Source organism: Novispirillum itersonii subsp. itersonii ATCC 12639 (assembly GCF_000381985.1).
Lineage (GTDB): Bacteria > Pseudomonadota > Alphaproteobacteria > Rhodospirillales > Rhodospirillaceae > Novispirillum > Novispirillum itersonii.
The window spans coordinates 188,805-205,913 of record NZ_KB907343.1 but is presented as its reverse complement, the minus strand read 5'-3'; the positions used below and the strand labels follow the sequence as shown (position 1 = coordinate 205,913).

16 protein-coding genes are annotated in these 17,109 nt (G+C 64.5%); 9 read left to right on the top strand and 7 right to left on the bottom strand.

The window, feature by feature from the left end; genetic code table 11:
• Positions 1–13: 13 nt before the first annotated feature.
• From G365_RS0112275 to G365_RS23000, 5 genes are all read left to right on the top strand, one after another.
• Complete coding sequence (locus G365_RS0112275) at positions 14–847, top strand: hypothetical protein (RefSeq protein WP_019645828.1); 834 nt, start codon at positions 14–16, stop codon at positions 845–847.
• A 60-nt stretch (positions 848–907) separates the two neighbouring features.
• A complete protein-coding gene (locus G365_RS0112270; protein WP_019645827.1) occupies positions 908–3,667 on the top strand; it encodes a helicase-related protein in 2,760 nt (919 codons plus the stop codon).
• A complete protein-coding gene (locus tag G365_RS0112265; RefSeq protein WP_019645826.1) occupies positions 3,664–4,038 on the top strand; it encodes an RNA-binding S4 domain-containing protein in 375 nt (124 codons plus the stop codon). The genes G365_RS0112270 and G365_RS0112265 overlap by 4 nt, the downstream gene beginning before the upstream one ends.
• 183 nt (positions 4,039–4,221) lie before the next feature.
• Positions 4,222–5,040 carry a substrate-binding periplasmic protein gene (locus tag G365_RS0112260; protein ID WP_081628534.1) on the top strand — a complete coding sequence of 273 codons (819 nt, stop codon included), beginning with the start codon at positions 4,222–4,224 and terminating at the stop codon, positions 5,038–5,040.
• Positions 5,041–5,197: 157 nt separating this feature from the next.
• Positions 5,198–5,962: a substrate-binding periplasmic protein gene (locus G365_RS23000; protein WP_169545133.1), complete on the top strand. Its 765-nt coding sequence runs from the start codon at positions 5,198–5,200 to the stop codon at positions 5,960–5,962.
• Between the two features lie 22 nt (positions 5,963–5,984).
• On the opposite strand, the gene G365_RS22995 is transcribed toward G365_RS23000, so the two are convergent.
• Positions 5,985–6,641: a TlpA disulfide reductase family protein gene (locus G365_RS22995; protein ID WP_211217686.1), complete on the bottom strand. Its 657-nt coding sequence runs from the start codon at positions 6,639–6,641 to the stop codon at positions 5,985–5,987.
• On the opposite strand from G365_RS22995, the gene argH reads away from it, so the two are divergent.
• The 4 genes from argH to acs all read left to right on the top strand — a co-directional run bounded on the left by argH (position 6,640) and on the right by acs (position 11,947).
• Positions 6,640–8,052 carry an argininosuccinate lyase gene (argH, locus tag G365_RS0112245; RefSeq protein ID WP_026345325.1) on the top strand — a complete coding sequence of 471 codons (1,413 nt, stop codon included), beginning with the start codon at positions 6,640–6,642 and terminating at the stop codon, positions 8,050–8,052. The two genes, G365_RS22995 and argH, sit on opposite strands and share 2 nt — an antisense overlap.
• A gap of 3 nt (positions 8,053–8,055) precedes the next feature.
• Positions 8,056–8,202: a lipoprotein gene (locus G365_RS24105; protein WP_019645821.1), complete on the top strand. Its 147-nt coding sequence runs from the start codon at positions 8,056–8,058 to the stop codon at positions 8,200–8,202.
• A gap of 45 nt (positions 8,203–8,247) precedes the next feature.
• Positions 8,248–9,516, top strand: coding sequence for a diaminopimelate decarboxylase (gene lysA / locus G365_RS0112235; protein ID WP_019645820.1), 1,269 nt, complete (start codon positions 8,248–8,250; stop codon positions 9,514–9,516).
• Positions 9,517–10,009: 493 nt separating this feature from the next.
• Positions 10,010–11,947: an acetate--CoA ligase gene (acs, locus tag G365_RS0112230; protein WP_019645819.1), complete on the top strand. Its 1,938-nt coding sequence runs from the start codon at positions 10,010–10,012 to the stop codon at positions 11,945–11,947.
• 150 nt (positions 11,948–12,097) lie between these two features.
• On the opposite strand, the gene G365_RS0112225 is transcribed toward acs, so the two are convergent.
• The 6 genes from G365_RS0112225 to uvrC form a co-directional block, all read right to left on the bottom strand.
• On the bottom strand, positions 12,098–12,841 hold the full coding sequence (locus tag G365_RS0112225; RefSeq protein WP_026345324.1) for a methyltransferase domain-containing protein: 744 nt from the start codon (positions 12,839–12,841) through the stop codon (positions 12,098–12,100).
• Positions 12,813–13,250 carry a molybdenum cofactor biosynthesis protein MoaE gene (locus G365_RS0112220; RefSeq protein WP_019645818.1) on the bottom strand — a complete coding sequence of 146 codons (438 nt, stop codon included), beginning with the start codon at positions 13,248–13,250 and terminating at the stop codon, positions 12,813–12,815. The genes G365_RS0112225 and G365_RS0112220 overlap by 29 nt, the downstream gene beginning before the upstream one ends.
• Positions 13,251–13,261: 11 nt before the next feature.
• Positions 13,262–13,513 carry a molybdopterin converting factor subunit 1 gene (gene moaD / locus G365_RS0112215; protein WP_019645817.1) on the bottom strand — a complete coding sequence of 84 codons (252 nt, stop codon included), beginning with the start codon at positions 13,511–13,513 and terminating at the stop codon, positions 13,262–13,264.
• A 1-nt stretch (position 13,514) separates the two neighbouring features.
• Positions 13,515–14,039 carry a molybdopterin-guanine dinucleotide biosynthesis protein B gene (gene mobB / locus G365_RS0112210; protein WP_019645816.1) on the bottom strand — a complete coding sequence of 175 codons (525 nt, stop codon included), beginning with the start codon at positions 14,037–14,039 and terminating at the stop codon, positions 13,515–13,517.
• Positions 14,040–14,073: 34 nt separating this feature from the next.
• Positions 14,074–14,649, bottom strand: coding sequence for a CDP-diacylglycerol--glycerol-3-phosphate 3-phosphatidyltransferase (gene pgsA / locus G365_RS0112205; RefSeq protein ID WP_019645815.1), 576 nt, complete (start codon positions 14,647–14,649; stop codon positions 14,074–14,076).
• A gap of 83 nt (positions 14,650–14,732) precedes the next feature.
• Positions 14,733–16,664, bottom strand: a complete 1,932-nt coding sequence (uvrC, locus tag G365_RS0112200) for an excinuclease ABC subunit UvrC (protein ID WP_026345323.1) — start codon at positions 16,662–16,664, stop codon at positions 14,733–14,735.
• Positions 16,665–17,109: the final 445 nt, after the last annotated feature.

Below are 17,109 nucleotides of genomic sequence, written 5' to 3'. Positions count from 1 at the left end.
GAGGGGATCTCAGATGACGGTATGGCTGCGATGCGCGGCGGGAACCGCCCGGGCAGTGCGCACGGCAGGCCTGACCGGGGTGCTGGCGCTGATGCTGGGGGCCTGTTCGGGGGCTCCGCAGTCACCCGATGCGCTGGCCGGTCTGGCGGCTGACGGCCCGTCTGCATCGGGCCCGGCCCTGCGCACTGACGGGCCGGTGACCCGCCCGCTGACGACTCCGGTTTCGGCCACTGGTCCGGCTGTGACGCCGGTGGCGGCCACCCCGGCCCCGTCCGCCACGGCCTCACTGGTGGTTCCACCGGCTTCATCCGGGGTATCAGGCGGGCAGACCGTGGCGGCCCTGACCAGCCGTGGCGGGTCTGCCCGGCTGGCGGAACTGACCCAGACCCGTTGCGATGCGGCCCTGACGCAGGCCAGCGAGGCGGTGCACCGCTACCGCAGTCTTCCGGCAGAAGAAATCGTGCGCCGCAGCTGGGCGGAAGAGGCCCTGCGGGCGTCGGATCTGGCACAGCGGGCCTGTGATATGGCCCCTGATCAGGCCGCCACCGCCCTGATGCTGCGGGCGACCGCGCTGTATCTGCATGGTCAGTACAGCCGGGCCGCCCTGTATCTGGAGCAGGTGCCGGAACAGACCCTGCCTGCCCCGCTGCCCCGCTCCGGGGCTTTCAGCACGGCGGCGGCTGTCCGCCAGTGCCACACGCACCGTCCGGATCTGGATGATCTGCGGCTGGGCATTCTGCTGCAGCAGGCCGGTTTCAGGCAGGAGGCGGGCGGTCATCTGAAACGGGCCAGCCGCAGTGTCTGTGCCCCGCTGGCCCGGCTGGCCGAGGCCCTGCGGCAGATCTGACCGCCGTCACAGAGTTTCCCCTTGCCAAAGTCTGCCGGATACCCGACCTGATAGGGTATGATGAGCTCTGTTTCTTCCCTTGGGTCCGATGCCCGGATCACCGCCGTTCTTGGTCCGACCAACACCGGCAAAACCCATCTGGCGATTGAACGCATGCTGGGTCATGCCAGCGGCATGATCGGTTTTCCGCTGCGGCTGCTGGCGCGGGAAAACTATGACCGGATCGTCAAGCTCAAGGGGGCAGGGGCGGTTGCCCTGATCACGGGGGAGGAAAAGATCCTGCCTCCCAATCCCCGGTATTTTGTCTGTACGGTGGAGGCGATGCCCCTGCACCGGGCCGTTGAGTTTCTGGCGATTGACGAGATCCAGCTCGCCGCCGACCCTGACCGGGGCCATATCTTTACGGACCGCCTGTTGCGGGCGCGGGGGCGGGCCGAGACGATGTTTCTGGGCTCAGAGACGATCCGCCCGCTGATCCGGCAGCTGGTGCCGGGGGTTGAGTTTGTGACCCGGCCCCGGTTTTCTAGCCTCAGTTATAGCGGGCCGCGCAAGCTGACCCGTCTGCCGCGACGGTCGGCGGTGGTGGCGTTCTCCTCCGCTGATGTTTATTCGATTGCCGAGTTGATCCGCCGTCAGTCCGGTGGGGCTGCTGTCGTGCTGGGGGCCCTTAGCCCGCGCACCCGCAATGCTCAGGTCGCGCTGTATCAGTCGGGCGATGTTGAGTATCTGGTTGCGACGGATGCCATCGGCATGGGGCTGAACATGGATATTGACCATGTGGCCTTTGCCGCTCTGCGCAAATTTGACGGTCGGGTGCCGCGTGACCTGACCTCCAGCGAAGTGGCACAGATTGCCGGGCGGGCCGGACGGCATATGAACGACGGCACCTTCGGGACCACCGGTGATGCCGGTGAGATTGATCCCGATCTGATTGAGCAGGTGGAAGAGCATACGTTTCCGCCCCTGCGCGGTCTGTTCTGGCGGAATGCTGATCTGCGCTTCACCAGTGTCGAGGCCCTGCTGGGGTCGCTGGCCCGTCTTTCCGACACGCCGGGGCTGATCCGCACCCGTCCGGCAGATGACCAGATTGCGCTGGAAACGCTGGCGCAGGATGCAGATATCCGCGATCTGACCCGGGGAATCGACCGGGTGAAGCTGCTGTGGGATGTCTGTCAGATCCCTGACTTCCGCAAACTGACGGCACAGAACCATGCACGCCTGCTGGGACAGATTTTCCGTCATCTGGCCACCGGCCCCCGCCGCCTGCCGACCGATTGGGTTGCCGGGCATCTGGCGGCGCTGGACCGGACTGACGGTGATATGCACACCCTGATTGACCGGATCGCCGCGATCCGGGTGTGGGCCTATGTCGGTCAGCGGGCAGACTGGCTGGAGGATGCCCGGCATTGGCAGGATACCGCCCGCCGGATTGAGGATTCCCTCTCCGATGCCCTGCATGACCGTCTGACCCAGCGCTTTGTGGATGTGCGGACCAGTGTGCTGGCCAAGCGTCTGCAGCAGGGCGGGCCGTTGCTGGCCTCGGTATCGCGCAGCGATCAGGTCAGCGTGGAAGGCCACGCCGTCGGCACCCTGGAAGGTCTGACGTTCATCCCCGAAAAGGGGGAAAGCCGGATGGCTGACCGGGCGGTGATGAATGCCGCCAGCAAAGCCCTGCGGGGGGAGATCAGCCGCCGGGTGCAGGATCTGGCACAGGCGGATGATGAGATGATTGCCCTGTCGCCGCAGGGGCGCCTGCTATGGCGGGGGGCTGAGGTGGCGCGGCTGGTGCCGGGGCCGGAGGTGTTGCGGCCCGATGTTGAGGTAACAGGCGATGGTTTTCTGGATGGTGGCCAGCGCGATCAGGTGCGGTCGCGGCTGCGCCAGTGGCTTCTTGCCCACCTGAAGGAAGAGTTGTCGCCCTTGCTGGATGAGACCGGGGCGGAGCTGACGGCAGCGGCCCGGGGTGTGCTGTATCAGGTCCGTGAGGGGCTGGGGTCCTGCCCGGAACGGGCTGTGCGCCCGCTGCTGGCAACCCTGACCGAGGCAGACCGCCGGGCCCTGACCCGTCTGGGTCTGCGGTTCGGCACCCTGCGGGTCTTTGTGCCGACCTTGCTGAAGCCTGCGGCTGTGCGACTGCGGGCGGTCCTGCTGGGCGTGGCGGCCGGTCAGGTCCCGGCGGTGATCCGGGATGGTGCGATGCTGTTCGCCCCGCTGGCCGGGCATGATGCCGCGTTCCATGCCGCAATCGGCTTTCCGCTGGCCGGGGGGTGGGCGGTGCGTCTGGATGCGCAGGAACGTCTGGCGGCTGCTGCCCGGGCAGCCTTACGACAGCACAGGGTCGATCCGGACACCGGGGTGGCCCCGCAGGAGGCACCGCTGGATCGGGCTGCTCTGGCGATTCTCAGTGCGCCGGCTGCGGCGGTGGCCGATGTTCTCAGCGCTCTGGGGTTTATTGCCCGGGCTGATGCCTCAGCAGTTCTGATTCTACCGGGACGGGCTGAACGGGGGCAGGCGGGGCGTCCGCCCCGAAAACCCTCACGGCCCGGGCGCGCCCGGCCGATGGCGGACAGCCCCTTTGCCCTGCTGAAGGAGCAGTTGCGGGAGAAGGCGTTACCCCCGTCACCCCCGCCGCCTCCGGTATCGGAACAGACGGAGGAGGGTGGCCTTCCGCCCCGGAAGAAGCGGCGGCGGAAACCCCGTCCGTCCGGTGTGCCGGCGTTGCCATCCGCCGACGGAGTTGACGGCGTGGAAAAACTGGTAACGGCCCGCCGCCGTCGCCGTAAACCCAAGAAATCCCCGGCAGAAGGAGCCGTGAGATGACGGATTCCGCCGTCAGGTTGCGTCTGGATAAATGGCTGTGGTTTGCCCGCTTCGTCAAAACCCGTGGGTTGGCGCAGGACCTGTGCGAGAGCGGTCATGTCCGCCTGAACGGTCAGCCGGTCAGCAAGGCTTCCACGACCGTCAAGGTCGGGGATGAGCTGGTTGTGGTGCTGGGGCCATACCGGCGGTTTCTGCGGGTTCTGGCGTTGGGGGTGCGGCGTGGCCCGGCCCCGGAGGCCCAGACCCTGTATGCAGAAACCGCTGAGGCCGAGCGTCTGACCGGCTTCCTCAGTGAGTTCCGGCCCGGCGGCGAAGGGCGGCCAACCAAAAAAGACCGCCGGGCATTGGACCGGCTGAAGGGGTTTGACTGATAACAGTCGAATGCCCGCACCTGTGAACAAAGGGTTTGTAGAGGGGAAAACAGTTAAAAAGTGCATATTTGGCAAAGTGTATATGCATAGGTGATCGGGACCTGTGGTATCCTGCTCTTCTAACCTGTCCTGTGTGGGGGCGCATCGGGGGCAGAGACGCTGAAGGGGGACGATCAGCGCCAGATGTCGATCAATCGGACTGTATGCGTATTGTTCTGGCTTGTGGCTGCTCTGCTGTCGACAGTCCTGTCGCCGTCTGCCGCCTCTGCTGATCCCTTTCCCGCGGGTCAACCGGCCGGTCTTTATGACGGTGACGGCTGCCTCCGTCCGCTGCGGGTCGGCTATCTGCCGGGCCGGGCCCCGTATCAGGGTGCCTCAGCGGACGGGGCCGTGAGCGGCTTTGATATCGAGACCGCGCGGGACGTGGTGCAGGCTGCCGGGTGTCAGCCGGAGTTTGTCGCCGTGGGCTGGCCCCGGGCTCTGCTGTTGCTGGAACGGGGGGTGATTGATGCCCTGCCGGGGGCCTCGTTCAGTGCCGAACGGGCGACCTATGCCCTGTTCAGCGCCCCCTACCGCCGTGAAGAGTTTGCGCTTTATGTCCGGATGGGCGAGGGGGAGGCGTTTCCGCTGACGTCCCTGCGGGATGTCGGGCCGATGCGGTTCCGTCTGGCGCTGAATTCGGATGCCCTGTATGGGCCGGAGGTCGCCGACCTGATGACCCTCCCTGATTTTCGCAGGCAGGTGGTACTGGTCCGTGGGGTTGAACAGCCGGGGCTGGTGTCGATCGGCAGGGTTGATGGGTATCTGCTCGATACCGGCACGGCCTCGGCGTATAATGCATCGGTGTCCCGCTCCATGCGGCTGGTGCGGCATCCGGCGGTCACCATCGACAATGGACCTGTGCTGTTCATGTTCAGCAGGCTGACGGTGCCGCAGGGCTTGATTGACCGTGTCAATCAGAGGATCTCTGCCCGGTCTGTGACCGCGGAGGCCGTGCAGTGACGGGATCTATGCCTGCAGGCCTGCTGCAGGGCGGCGGCGCTGTCGGGCCGTGGGCAGAAAGGGGTGAGGGATGAGACCCTGCAACCGGAATGTTCGGCCTTCAGGCCGGGTCTGCCTGCATCCGTCTGTTTCTGATCATACGAGTTTTGCGCTTGTGGTGTCGCTGCTCTCCGTTCTTGCCTTCATCTTCACAGGGGGACTGCCCTCTGTCGCACAGGCTGCGGCGGATTGTCCGGAGCGTGTGCGCATCGGCTATCTTCCTGACTGGCCCCCCTATCAGTACACCGGCTCTGACGGACTGGCGGAAGGGATTGATGTTGAGGCTGCCCGCCGGGTGATTGCCGCCGCAGGCTGTGCACATGAGTTTGTGGTGATCGGCTGGCCCCGGGTGATGTCACTCCTTGAGCGGGGCGTTGTCGATATGGTGGCCGGTATTTCCGCGACGCCGGACCGGGAGGGCATCGCCCGGTTCAGCGCCCCATACCGACGGGAAAGGATCGGATTGTTTGTCCGCCCCGGTGACAGCCGGGTCTATCCGCTGTCCTCGCTGGCAGAGATAGAGTTCCTGCGGTTCCGGCTGGGGGTCACTGCCGGGGCTTACTATGGGGATGAGTTTCTCCGCCTGATGTCCCGTCCGCAGTTCCGGGCTCATGTGACCGAGGTGCAGGGCGCCGATACCCCGGCCCTCGTCGCCATCGGGCGGGTCGATGGCTATCTGATGGATGTGATGACGGCTGACAGTCTGGCCCGTTCCGCGGTTCCCCCTCTGACGCTGGAGCAGCATCCGGGGGTGTTGATTGACAACGGGCCGATCCATTTCGCTTTCAACCGAACCCGGATTTCTCCGGCACTGGTAGCCCGTATCGATGTGCTTCTGTCCGTGCCCGGCGCGGTGCGGGACGACGGGACCTCATCTCACTGAGGGAGGCCCCGCCCGTCATCGGTTAACGGCTGGCGGCGTTAATCAGCTCTTTCAGGCGGTCAACGATTTTCGGGCTGGTCCAGTCCGCTTCTCCGGTCAGGCGGGCAATCTGCCGCCCCTGAGGATCAAGCAGGATGCTGACCGGCAGGCCGGGGGCATGGAAGGCTTTACCGGCGCTGCCCTTCGGGTCCAGAAGGACATCCAGCCCGGTCAGGGCGTTCCGGGCCAGATACGGGTCAACCTGCCGGGCTCCGCCCAGATCCTGACTGATGGCCACCACCTGAAAGCGCTCGCTGCCAAGGGTCCGCTGCAAGTCCATCAGTGACGGCATTTCCTTCAGGCAGGGTTGGCACCATGTGGCCCACAGATTGACCAGAATGACCTTGCCGCGCCACAGGTCGAGGCTGACCGGCTGTCCCGCCCGGTCGGTGACCTGCGGGGCATCATGGCGGCACGGGGGCGTGGTTTCCATCAGCACACCCAGCATGCGGATCCCCATCTTATCGGCCTCGGCGGAGCAGGCCGGTGTACCATCCGTGCTGACAATTTGTTCCGCCCGGACCGCCTGCGGGGTTGCAAGTGTGGCCGTAATGGTCAAAATCGCCCGCAGGGTGCCTGCGGTCCGCAGGGCCCGCACCTTAGTCTTTGCCGTGTTCCAGCCGGGTAGCCGCAGCATCATGACCACGTCCTCTTCCTCCGCCTCCTCCACCAGCAGCATCTGGGGAGGCCGTTTCGAGTCCGGCCCGTCAGCCGTCATGGAGGCGATCAACGCCTCCATCGGGTTTGACAAGCGCCTGTACAGGCAGGATATCGCTGGCTCGCGCGCCCATTGCAAGATGCTGGCGGCGGCGGGCGTGATTTCCGATGCGGACCGGGATGCCATTCTGACCGGTCTGGCGCAGGTGGAACAGGAAATTGAAAGCGGCGTCTTCGAGTTCAAGACCGCGCTGGAAGATATCCACATGAATGTGGAAAGCCGCCTGAAAGACCTGATCGGTGAACCGGCTGGCCGCCTGCATACCGCCCGGTCGCGCAATGATCAGGTTGCCACCGACTTCCGTCTGTGGGTGCGGGATGCCACGGACCGGGCTCAGGCCCAGCTGAAGGCCCTGATCGCCGCACTGATCGGGCAGGCGGAACAGCATGCCGCAACCGTGATGCCGGGCTTCACCCATCTGCAGGCTGCCCAGCCGGTGACCTTCGGCCATCATATGCTGGCCTATGTCGAGATGTTCGGCCGTGATCTCAGCCGCTTTGCGGATGCCCGGAAGCGGATGAATGAATGCCCGCTGGGGTCAGCGGCGCTGGCCGGAACCGGCTTCCCGATTGACCGCTTTATGACAGCGGCAGAGCTGGGCTTTGACCGCCCGATGGCCAATTCGCTCGATGGTGTGTCGGACCGCGATTTCGCGCTGGAATACATGAGCACTGCCGCCATCACCAGCGTGCATCTGTCGCGTCTGGCTGAAGAGCTGGTGATCTGGACCTCAGCCCAGTTCCGCTTTGTGCGCCTGCCGGACGGATATTCGACCGGCTCCTCGATCATGCCGCAGAAGCGCAACCCCGATGCGGCGGAGCTGATCCGCGCCAAGGCCGGTCGGGTGATCGGTGATCTCAACGCCCTGCTGATCGTGATGAAGGGGCTGCCGCTGGCGTACTCCAAGGACATGCAGGACGATAAGGAGCCGGTGTTTGAGGTGGCCGACACGCTGGATCTGTCGCTGCTGGCGATGACTGGCATGATTGCCGAACTGACCGCCAATGTTGACCGTCTGCGCGCTGCTGCCGGTGCCGGGTTCACCACCGCCACCGATATTGCCGACTGGTGTGTGCGGGCGCTGAACATGCCGTTCCGGGATGCCCACCACGTTGCGGGGTCGATCGTGAAGATGGCCGAACAGCGCGATGTCGGTCTGGAGGATCTGTCGCTGGCCGACCTGCAGACCATCGAGGCGCGGATCACCCCGGAAGCGATGAAGGTGCTGTCGGTCGAGTATTCCGTCGCCAGCCGCACGTCCTACGGTGGCACTGCCCCGGCCAATGTGGCGGAGCAGGTGGCCCGGGCCAAAGCCCGCTTTCTGGAGGGTTGAGGCATGAACCGCTCTTCCGCGCTTGTGCGGCTGGTTCTGACGCTGGCGGTGATTGCGGTCGCCGCCGGGTCCCTCTCGGCCTGCGGGCGCAAGGGCAAGCCGATCCCTCCCGACGGGGCAACCTATAACAAACCCTATCCCCGTTCCTGATCTCCGCGATCTGTTTCAGACCCCCCAACCGGATTGACTGCCGTCATGCATCATTTTGATTACCGTAATGGTGTGCTGCACGCCGAAGATGTTTCCCTGACCCAGATCGCTGAGGCGGTCGGCACCCCGTTTTATGTGTATTCTACGGCAACGCTGGAACGCCATTACACCGTGTTCCGCGATTCGCTGGCAGAGGTGAACGGGGCGGTCTGTTTCGCCGTGAAAGCCAACAGCAATCAGGCCGTGCTGCGGACGCTGGCCAATCTCGGCTGCGGGGCAGATGTGGTTTCGGTCGGGGAGATGCAGGTGGCGATGCGGGCAGGCATTCCGGCCAGTCGTATCATCTACTCCGGTGTCGGCAAAACCGCCGATGATCTGGAGCAGGCGCTGGAGGCCGGGGTCCATCAGATCAACGTCGAATCAGCGCCGGAGCTGGAACTGCTGAATGCGGTGGCGGTCGCCCGTGGTCTCCGTGCCCCGATTGCTCTGCGGGTGAACCCCGACGTCGGCGCGGGCGGGCATGAGAAAATCACCACCGGCAATAAGGAAACCAAGTTCGGGGTCGAGTGGACGGCGGCTCATGCCATCTACAAGCGGGCAGCCAGCCTGCCGGGGATTGATGTCAAGGGCATTGCCATTCATATCGGCAGCCAGATTGCCAGCCTGAAGCCGTTTGAGGCCGCCTTCCTGCGGGTGCGGGATCTGGTGGCGATTCTGCGGGCCGACGGGATTCAGATTTCCCGCCTCGATCTGGGTGGTGGTCTGGGGGTGCCGTACGAGGATGGCAATGACATTCCGCCGCCGCCGCCGGAATATGCCGCGATCGTCAAGCGGACGCTGGGGGATCTGGGTTGTTCGATCACCTGCGAACCGGGCCGTCTGATTGTCGGCAATGCCGGGGTGCTGGTGTCGGAAGTGATTTATGTAAAAGAAGGCAGCACCCGGACCTTTGCCGTCGTCGATGCGGCGATGAACGACCTGATGCGCCCGGCGATGTACGATGCGTTCCACGGTATTGTTCCGGTGGCCCAGCCGGAAGCCGGGGCCGAACAGATCGCTTATGATGTGGTCGGCCCGGTCTGCGAAACCAGCGACATCTTCGCCAAGCAGCGCCGCCTGCCGGTGCTGGCCGCCGGAGATCTGATCGCCTTCCGCACGGCGGGGGCCTATGGCGCGTCAATGTCCAACCAGTACAACACCCGGCCGCTGATTCCCGAGGTACTGGTGAAGGGGGATCAGTTTGCGGTGATCCGCCGCCGCCCGACCCTGGATGAAATGCTGGCGCTGGAACAGACCCCGGACTGGATGGCCTGATCCACCCCGTACCACAAGGTTACCCGATCAGGGGGGAGGTGCCGCAGGGTGCCTCCCCCCGGTTGTTTTTTCGGGGGCAAACAGCCGGTTTTGATACGGACGTTGCGTCAGACAGGCCTTCCGGGACGGAAACTTTCGTGACGGAGGGTGGCATAGCCCGTGACAACCCGCCGGACTTTCCCTAATATGTTCGGCGACACTACCCGAAAGAGGTGGGATCAAGAACAATCAGGGAGGCCGTCGCGGCCGTTTCCGGATAGACCCCGGCAGACAAACCACCCCACAGGGGGCCGGTGCATGGGGAACGCGGGAACACGCTCCGGTGTATGGGGCCGGTCTGTCAGGATCCGCCGCCGCTTTGGCTGTAAGCCGGGGGCAGGCCGTTCTTTCCGGGTCCTTCGCCACAGTCTCCCTGCGGGTTGCAGAAACGGACCCGTGCTGCCGCGCCTGTGGCGGCACAGGTCATGCGGATGACTGAAGGAGACACCCTCTCATGGACGCCAATGTGTTCCCGGTTCCCGAAGCGATCGCCAAGACCGCGCTGATCGATAATGCCAAATACCTTGAAATGTATGACCGTTCGGTCAAGGACTCCGTCGGGTTCTGGGCTGAGCACGGTCAGCGTGTCGACTGGATCAAGCCCTACACCCAGGTGAAGGATGTCTCCTACGATCCGCATGATGTGCATATCCGCTGGTTCCATGACGGTACCCTGAATGTCTCGGCCAACTGCCTTGACCGTCACCTCGCCACGCGTGGCGACCAGACCGCGATTATCTGGGAAGGGGATGATCCGTCGGAAAGTGAGAACATCACCTACCGCGATCTGCACGCCCGTGTCTGCCGCTTCGCCAACGCCATGAAGGCGCAGGGCGTCAAGAAGGGCGACCGCGTCTGCATCTATCTGCCGATGATCCCGGAAGCGGCGGTGGCCATGCTGGCCTGCGCCCGGATCGGCGCGGTGCATTCGATCGTCTTCGGCGGCTTCTCGCCGGACAGCCTGTCCAACCGCATTCAGGATTCTGAATGCGTGATGCTGATCACCTCTGACGAAGGGCTGCGTGGCGGTCGCAAGGTGCCGCTGAAGGCCAATGCCGACAAGGCGCTGGAAACCTGCCCGTCGGTGACCTCGGTGGTGGTGGTCAAGCGGACCGGCGGGTCGGTCGCGATGACCGAAGGCCGTGATGTGTGGTACCATGATGTGGTCGCCGCGGCGTCTGCTGACTGCCCGCCGGAAGAGCTGGATGCGGAACATCCGCTGTTCATTCTGTACACCTCCGGCTCCACCGGCAAGCCGAAGGGCGTGCTGCACACCTCCGGCGGTTATCTGGTCTATGCCTCGATGACCCACCAGTACGTCTTTGATTACAAGGACGGGGACATTTACTGGTGTACGGCGGATGTGGGTTGGGTGACCGGTCACTCCTACATCGTCTATGGTCCGCTGGCCAACGGTGCCACCACCCTGATGTTTGAAGGCGTGCCGAACTATCCGTCGGTGTCGCGTTTCTGGGACGTGATCGACAAGCACAGCGTCTCCATCTTCTATACCGCCCCGACCGCCATCCGCTCGCTGATGCGCGAAGGGGAAGAGCCGGTGAAGCGCACCAGCCGCAAGTCGCTGCGTCTGCTCGGCTCGGTCGGTGAGCCGATCAACCCGGAAGCGTGGCTGTGGTATCACCGTGTGGTCGGGGACAGCCGTTGCCCGATCGTTGACACCTGGTGGCAGACCGAGACCGGCGGGATCCTGATTACCCCGCTGCCGGGCGCCACCGCCCTGAAGCCGGGGTCGGCGACCCGTCCGTTCTTCGGCGTGGTGCCGCTGCTGGTCGATGCCGAAGGCAACGAACTGTCCGGCGCCACCGAAGGCAACCTGTGCATCGCCGAGTCGTGGCCGGGCCAGATGCGGACGGTGTATGGTGACCACGAACGCTTCGTGCAGACCTATTTCACCACCTACAAGGGCTATTACTTCACCGGTGACGGTTGCCGCCGCGATGAAGACGGTTATTACTGGATCACTGGCCGCGTCGATGACGTGATCAACGTGTCCGGTCACCGGATGGGCACTGCTGAAGTCGAGTCGGCTCTGGTTGCTCACCCGAAGGTCGCCGAAGCGGCGGTGGTCGGCTATCCGCACGACATCAAGGGGCAGGGCATCTATGCTTATGTCACCCTGGTCGCCGGTGAAGAGCCGACGGAAGCCCTGCGGAAGGAACTGGTTGGCTGGGTCCGGACTGAAATCGGCCCGATTGCCAGCCCGGATGTGATCCAGTGGGCCCCGGGGCTGCCGAAGACCCGTTCCGGTAAGATCATGCGCCGTATTCTGCGCAAGATCGCCGAGAACGATTTCGGGGCGTTGGGCGACACCTCGACCCTTGCGGATCCGACCGTTGTGGATGACCTGATCGACAACCGCCCGGCCACCTGAGGCCAAAGCGGGTCCGCGAGCAGGACATAAAGAACAAAACACCCCGGATCAGCCTGATCCGGGGTGTTTTTTTGTCTGAGGTGTTTTTTATCCGGAGCGTCTTTTAACCGGGGGCGGCCTGTCCTTCGTTAGCCGTCCGAGGCTGAGGGGTTACTGACGTTCCAGCACCAGCAGCACCCGGCTGCCCATGATCCGCCGCAGCCAGCGCGGCCAGCGGTCTTCCCGCTCCAGCCAGCGCGGGGTTGCCTGCCGCCACAGGTCTGATGGCCCACCGAAAGGCTCACACAGGGTCAGAAGCAGGCCGGGGGCATGACGGGTCAGTTCATCCCGGCGTTTCAGCAGGCAGGTGACAGCGGTGCCCGCGCGGTATCCCCGATCCGGGCTGGCACAGAACCACGGGTCAAGGCCGGGGCTGACCCGCTGGCGGTGGATAAGGCGGTGCAGGAGCTGGCCCCAGGGCCCAAGCCACGGTTCGACCAGTGCCAGACGGCCACCGGGGCGCAGGACCCGCCCGGTTTCGGCCAGCAGGCGGGCCGGGCGGCGGAGGCGGGCCAGCACATCAACGCCGACCATGGCGGTCAGGCTGGCATCAGGCCAGGGCAACCGGTCCGGGTCAATCACCAGATCGACCCGGCGTGGGGGCGGATCGTCCGCAAAAGCGCCCCAGCGTACGGTCTGCGGGTCAAACATCGTCTGCAGCATGTCCGGGTGCTCTGCATGCAGGCGATGCCGGAGCCCGGAATCCCCGGGCGTTGCCAGCAGCACATGCGGCCCTGTTCCCGCCAGGGCAAAGGGCAGCACCGCCGCCATAGCGTGGCGGTCGGTCTGTTTGCGGGGGGGCACCGGCGACGGATGCCCGTGCGGATCAGCTCCAGCGGTCGGCGGCGGTGTCATCACTGGCTTTCGCCTCCACCCACGTCTGGCGGTCTCCGTATTGCTCCTGCTTCCAGAAGGGGGCACGGGTCTTTAGCCAGTCCATCAGAAATTCACAGGCAGCAAAGGCATCGGCACGGTGGGCCGCGCGGGTGCCGACGAAAACAATACGGTCCCCGGGGATCAGGCGGCCATACCGGTGAATGATCACCACGTCCGACAGCGGCCAGCGGCGACGGGCGTCGTCTTCCAGCGCCTGAAGCTGCTTTTCGGTCATTCCGGGGTAATGTTCCAGCGTCAGGGCGGTCAGGGTCCCGCTGTCATCGCGGACCGTACCGGTAAAGGTTGCCACCGCCCCGGCGGCAGGATCGTTCAGCAGGCCGTTGAGCAGAGCCCCGGCGTCAAAGTCCTCAGTCTGGACGTGGATCATCGCTGCCCCTTTCAGCCGCCGGTGACGGGCGGAAAGAAGGCCACTTCGTCACGGTCGGTCACGATGGCATCCAGACCGGCGTGATCCTGATTGACGGCAACCCGGACAAGAGCGGGATCGGCAAAGGCGGCGGCATGGCCGGGGCTCTGCGTCTTCAGCCACTCAACCAGTGCGGCGACGGTGGTGATGTCGGCGGGCAGGGTCCGCTGCTCGCTGCCGGTTCCGACCTTTTCCCGCAGCCAGGCGAAGTAGAACAGATCCATGTCAGGCTCCTTGGTCGCAGGGCAGGGCAGGCAGAGACAGGGCCCGCAGAGCAAAGGCGCAGACGGTCTGCGGGTCATTCAGCGGCAGCACCGGCACCGGGGCATCCGGCAGCGCGGTGTCGCTGGCGATGGCAATCAGCCCGGCCAGAGTCGCCGGATCCGGCATCGGTTTGCCGGATGCTGCCCGGTGAATCAGGATTTTCGGCTGGGGATAGGGGCGGAACCCCTCCACCAGCACCAGATCGACCGGAGCCATCCGCGCCAGCAGCGCATCCAGCGGCAGTTCGTCGGCATCTCGGTATTCATGCTGGATCACGAAGCGGGCGGTCGAGGCCAGAACCACCTCCTCCGCCCCGGCGATCCGGTGCTCATAGGTGTCCTTCCCCGGCTGGTCGAGGTCGACGGTGTGATGGGTATGTTTGACGGTCGAGACAGTCAGCCCTGCCGCCCGGAACAGGGGCAGCAGCTTGACCAGCAGGGTTGTCTTGCCGCTGCCGGAAGGGCCGGTGAAACCAAGAACCTTCATAGGGACGGCCTCCGGGCCGGGTGCTGCACGGGGGTCACTGGCCAGAGGCCGCATCGGATGCAGCCATGTGGCGCAGGCCCGCCTTCAGGTAATCGTAGCCGGTGATGCCGGTCAGGATCGCGGCGGCCCACAGGGTGACTTCCCCCAGATCCCGGGCCGGGATCCATGCCGGGGCGGCATCGCCGACCATCAGCAGCGGCAGGGCGACCATCTGCACGGCGGTTTTCCACTTCGCCAGTTTGGTGACCGGCATCCCGACTTTCAGTTCCGCCAGATATTCCCGCAGGCCGGAGACAAGGATTTCGCGGCAGAGGATCACCAGTGCCGGCAGCACGGACCACGGCCCCATCCGGTCAAAAGCGACCAGCATCAGCAGAATGGAGGCGACCAGCAGTTTGTCTGCGATCGGGTCAAGAAACCGCCCGAGGGCGGAGACCTTGTTCCAGCGCCGGGCCAGCCAGCCATCAAAAAAGTCTGAGATTCCGGCGGCGGAAAACAGGGCCAGCGACGCCCACCGCACTTCCGGGCTGTCGAGGTAAAACGCCGCGACCAGCAGCGGAATCACCACGATCCGGAACATGGTCAGCAAGTTGGGCAGACTGAACACCACATCACCTCAAATTACAGCCGGTTTTCTGCCCTGCAGGCACGGGAACCGGCAGCCAGTGCCGGGGGCGGACACCTGCAGGCAGTCTAACCGCCCGGATGAAAGTGGTCATAGATTTTTTTTGCCAGAGCGGCGCTGATCCCGTCCACCGCCTGCAGATCGGTCAGCCCGGCGTCCTCCACCCCTTTGGCGGAACCGAAATGATGCAGCAGGGCTTTTTTCCGGCGCGGGCCGATTCCGGGCAGGGCATCCAGCCTGGAGACCCCCAGTGCCCGCGACCGTTTGCTGCGATGGGTTCCGTTGGCGTGGCGGTGAGCCTCATCCCGCAGCCGTTGCAGGAAGTAATGCACAGGGTGAGTGTGGGGCAGGGTGAAGGGGGCCCGTCCCGGCTGGTGGTAGACTTCCCGCCCGGCGTTCCGGTCCGGCCCCTTGGCGATGGAGATCAGGGCCACCGACCCCTCGCCGCTGAGGGGGATGCCAAGGGCGGCAAACACCGCCTCCGCCACCGACAGCTGGCCCTTGCCGCCGTCGATCAGGACCACATCCGGCCACTGACCCCGGTCGTGATCGGGGTCTTCTTTCAGGGCCCGGCTGAAGCGGCGGGTCAGCACTTCGCGCATCATCCCGAAGTCATCACCGGGGGTCAGGTCGGTGTCGCGGATATTGAACGTGCGGTAGGCAGCCTTGTTAAAGCCATCCGGTCCGGCAACGATCATACCGCCGACGGCATGCGCCCCCTGAATGTGGGCGTTGTCGTAGACCTCGACCCGCTGCGGGCTGCGGGGCAGGGCAAAAACCTCCACCATGCCATCGAGAAGGGCTTTCTGGGCGGACGTCTCAGCCAGCCGTCGGCCCAGTGCCTCCCGCGCGTTGGTCAGGGCGTGATCGACCGCCTTCACTTTATCCCCACGCTTGGGGACCAGCAGGTCAACAGCATGCTCTGCCCGTAGTTTCAGGGCATCGCGGACCAGATCATGGTTCGGCAGCGCCTCTGATAGCAGGATGCGCCCCGGCGGGCGGCGGGCGGCATAGAACTGACCGACAAAGGCCTCCAGCACCTCTCCGGCGGGAACATCGTGGGCGTGAACCGGGAAATAAGCGCGGTTGCCGTAGTTCTGCCCCATACGGAAAAAGAACACCTGAATACAGGTCTGCCCGCCCGCCTGATGCACCGCCATCACGTCAGCATCGCCCAGATCGCCGAGACTGATATCCTGATGGGCCTGAATCCGGGCGATGGCACGCAGGCGGTCGCGCAGCTGGGCGGCCTCCTCGAATTCCAGCGCCTCGGCGTGGGCCTCCATGCGGGCGATCAGATCCTGCTGAATTTCCTGACTGTGGCCAGTCAGGAAGGCGCGGGCCTGTTTCACCAGAGCCGCGTATTCCTCTGCGCTGACCTTTTCCACACAGGGGGCGCAGCACCGTTTGATCTGATGCAGCAGGCAGGCGCGGGTGCGGGTGGCGAACACGCTGTCGGTACAGGTGCGCAGCAGAAAGGCCTTCTGCAGGATGGTCAGGGTCTCGGTGACGGCATGGGCCGAGGCAAAGGGGCCAAAATACTCGCCTTTAGCGTCGCGGTTGCCCCGGTACTTGATGATCTGCGGAAAGGCGTGGTCCCCGGTGATCAGAACGTAGGGGAAGGATTTGTCGTCACGCAGCAGGATGTTGTAGCGGGGTTTCAGCTTCTTGATCAGGTTGGATTCAAGCAGCAGGGCTTCCGCTTCAGTATGGGTGTTCACCACTTCCATGCTGACGGTTTCGCGCACCATCCGCTGCAGGCGCAGCGGCAGGGCTTCCACCCGGGTATAAGCGACCACCCGTTTCTTCAGGCTTTTGGCCTTACCCACATACAGCGCGTCGCCGTGGCGGTTTAGCATCCGGTAGACGCCGGGGCTGTCCGGCAGGGTGCGCAGGGTGGCGCGGATCACCTCAACGCCATGGGTCAGGCCGGCGCCGTCTGCCGGGGCAGAGCCGGGGGAGGTTGGGAGGGGGGCGTCAGGGGGAAGGGGTTCGGTCATCATGGCCGGGATTTGGGGACAAATCCCCCGGCAGGTCAAGGGGGGCAGGTCTGATGCCGGACCGGAGTTATACAGCCGGTTCCCTGTGCTCCGCCGGTCATCCCCCGCTATCCACCGAATCTGTGGATAACTTTGTGGGGAAACTGGGTGCCAAGCCCTGTCACCCGCAGGACTCCTAGAGTCTCACCGGTTTGCCTAAAAAACAGGCAAAAATGATAAGTCATTGATTTTTATTGTGTATAATAAAAAAGAGAGACTCCGGAGGAGTCTCTCTTTTGCTGTCTTGACACTGCGGGCTGACTGACGCAGACGATCATCACCCTGTGAACAACTTTTGCCTTAACCCCGATTCGGCACTGCAAAATACTAGGAGTCGGGCCTTTCGGGATAACCTGAGTCCCCATCTGACGAGTCTTCCGTCAAGGAGAACAGCCGCTCAGTCAGG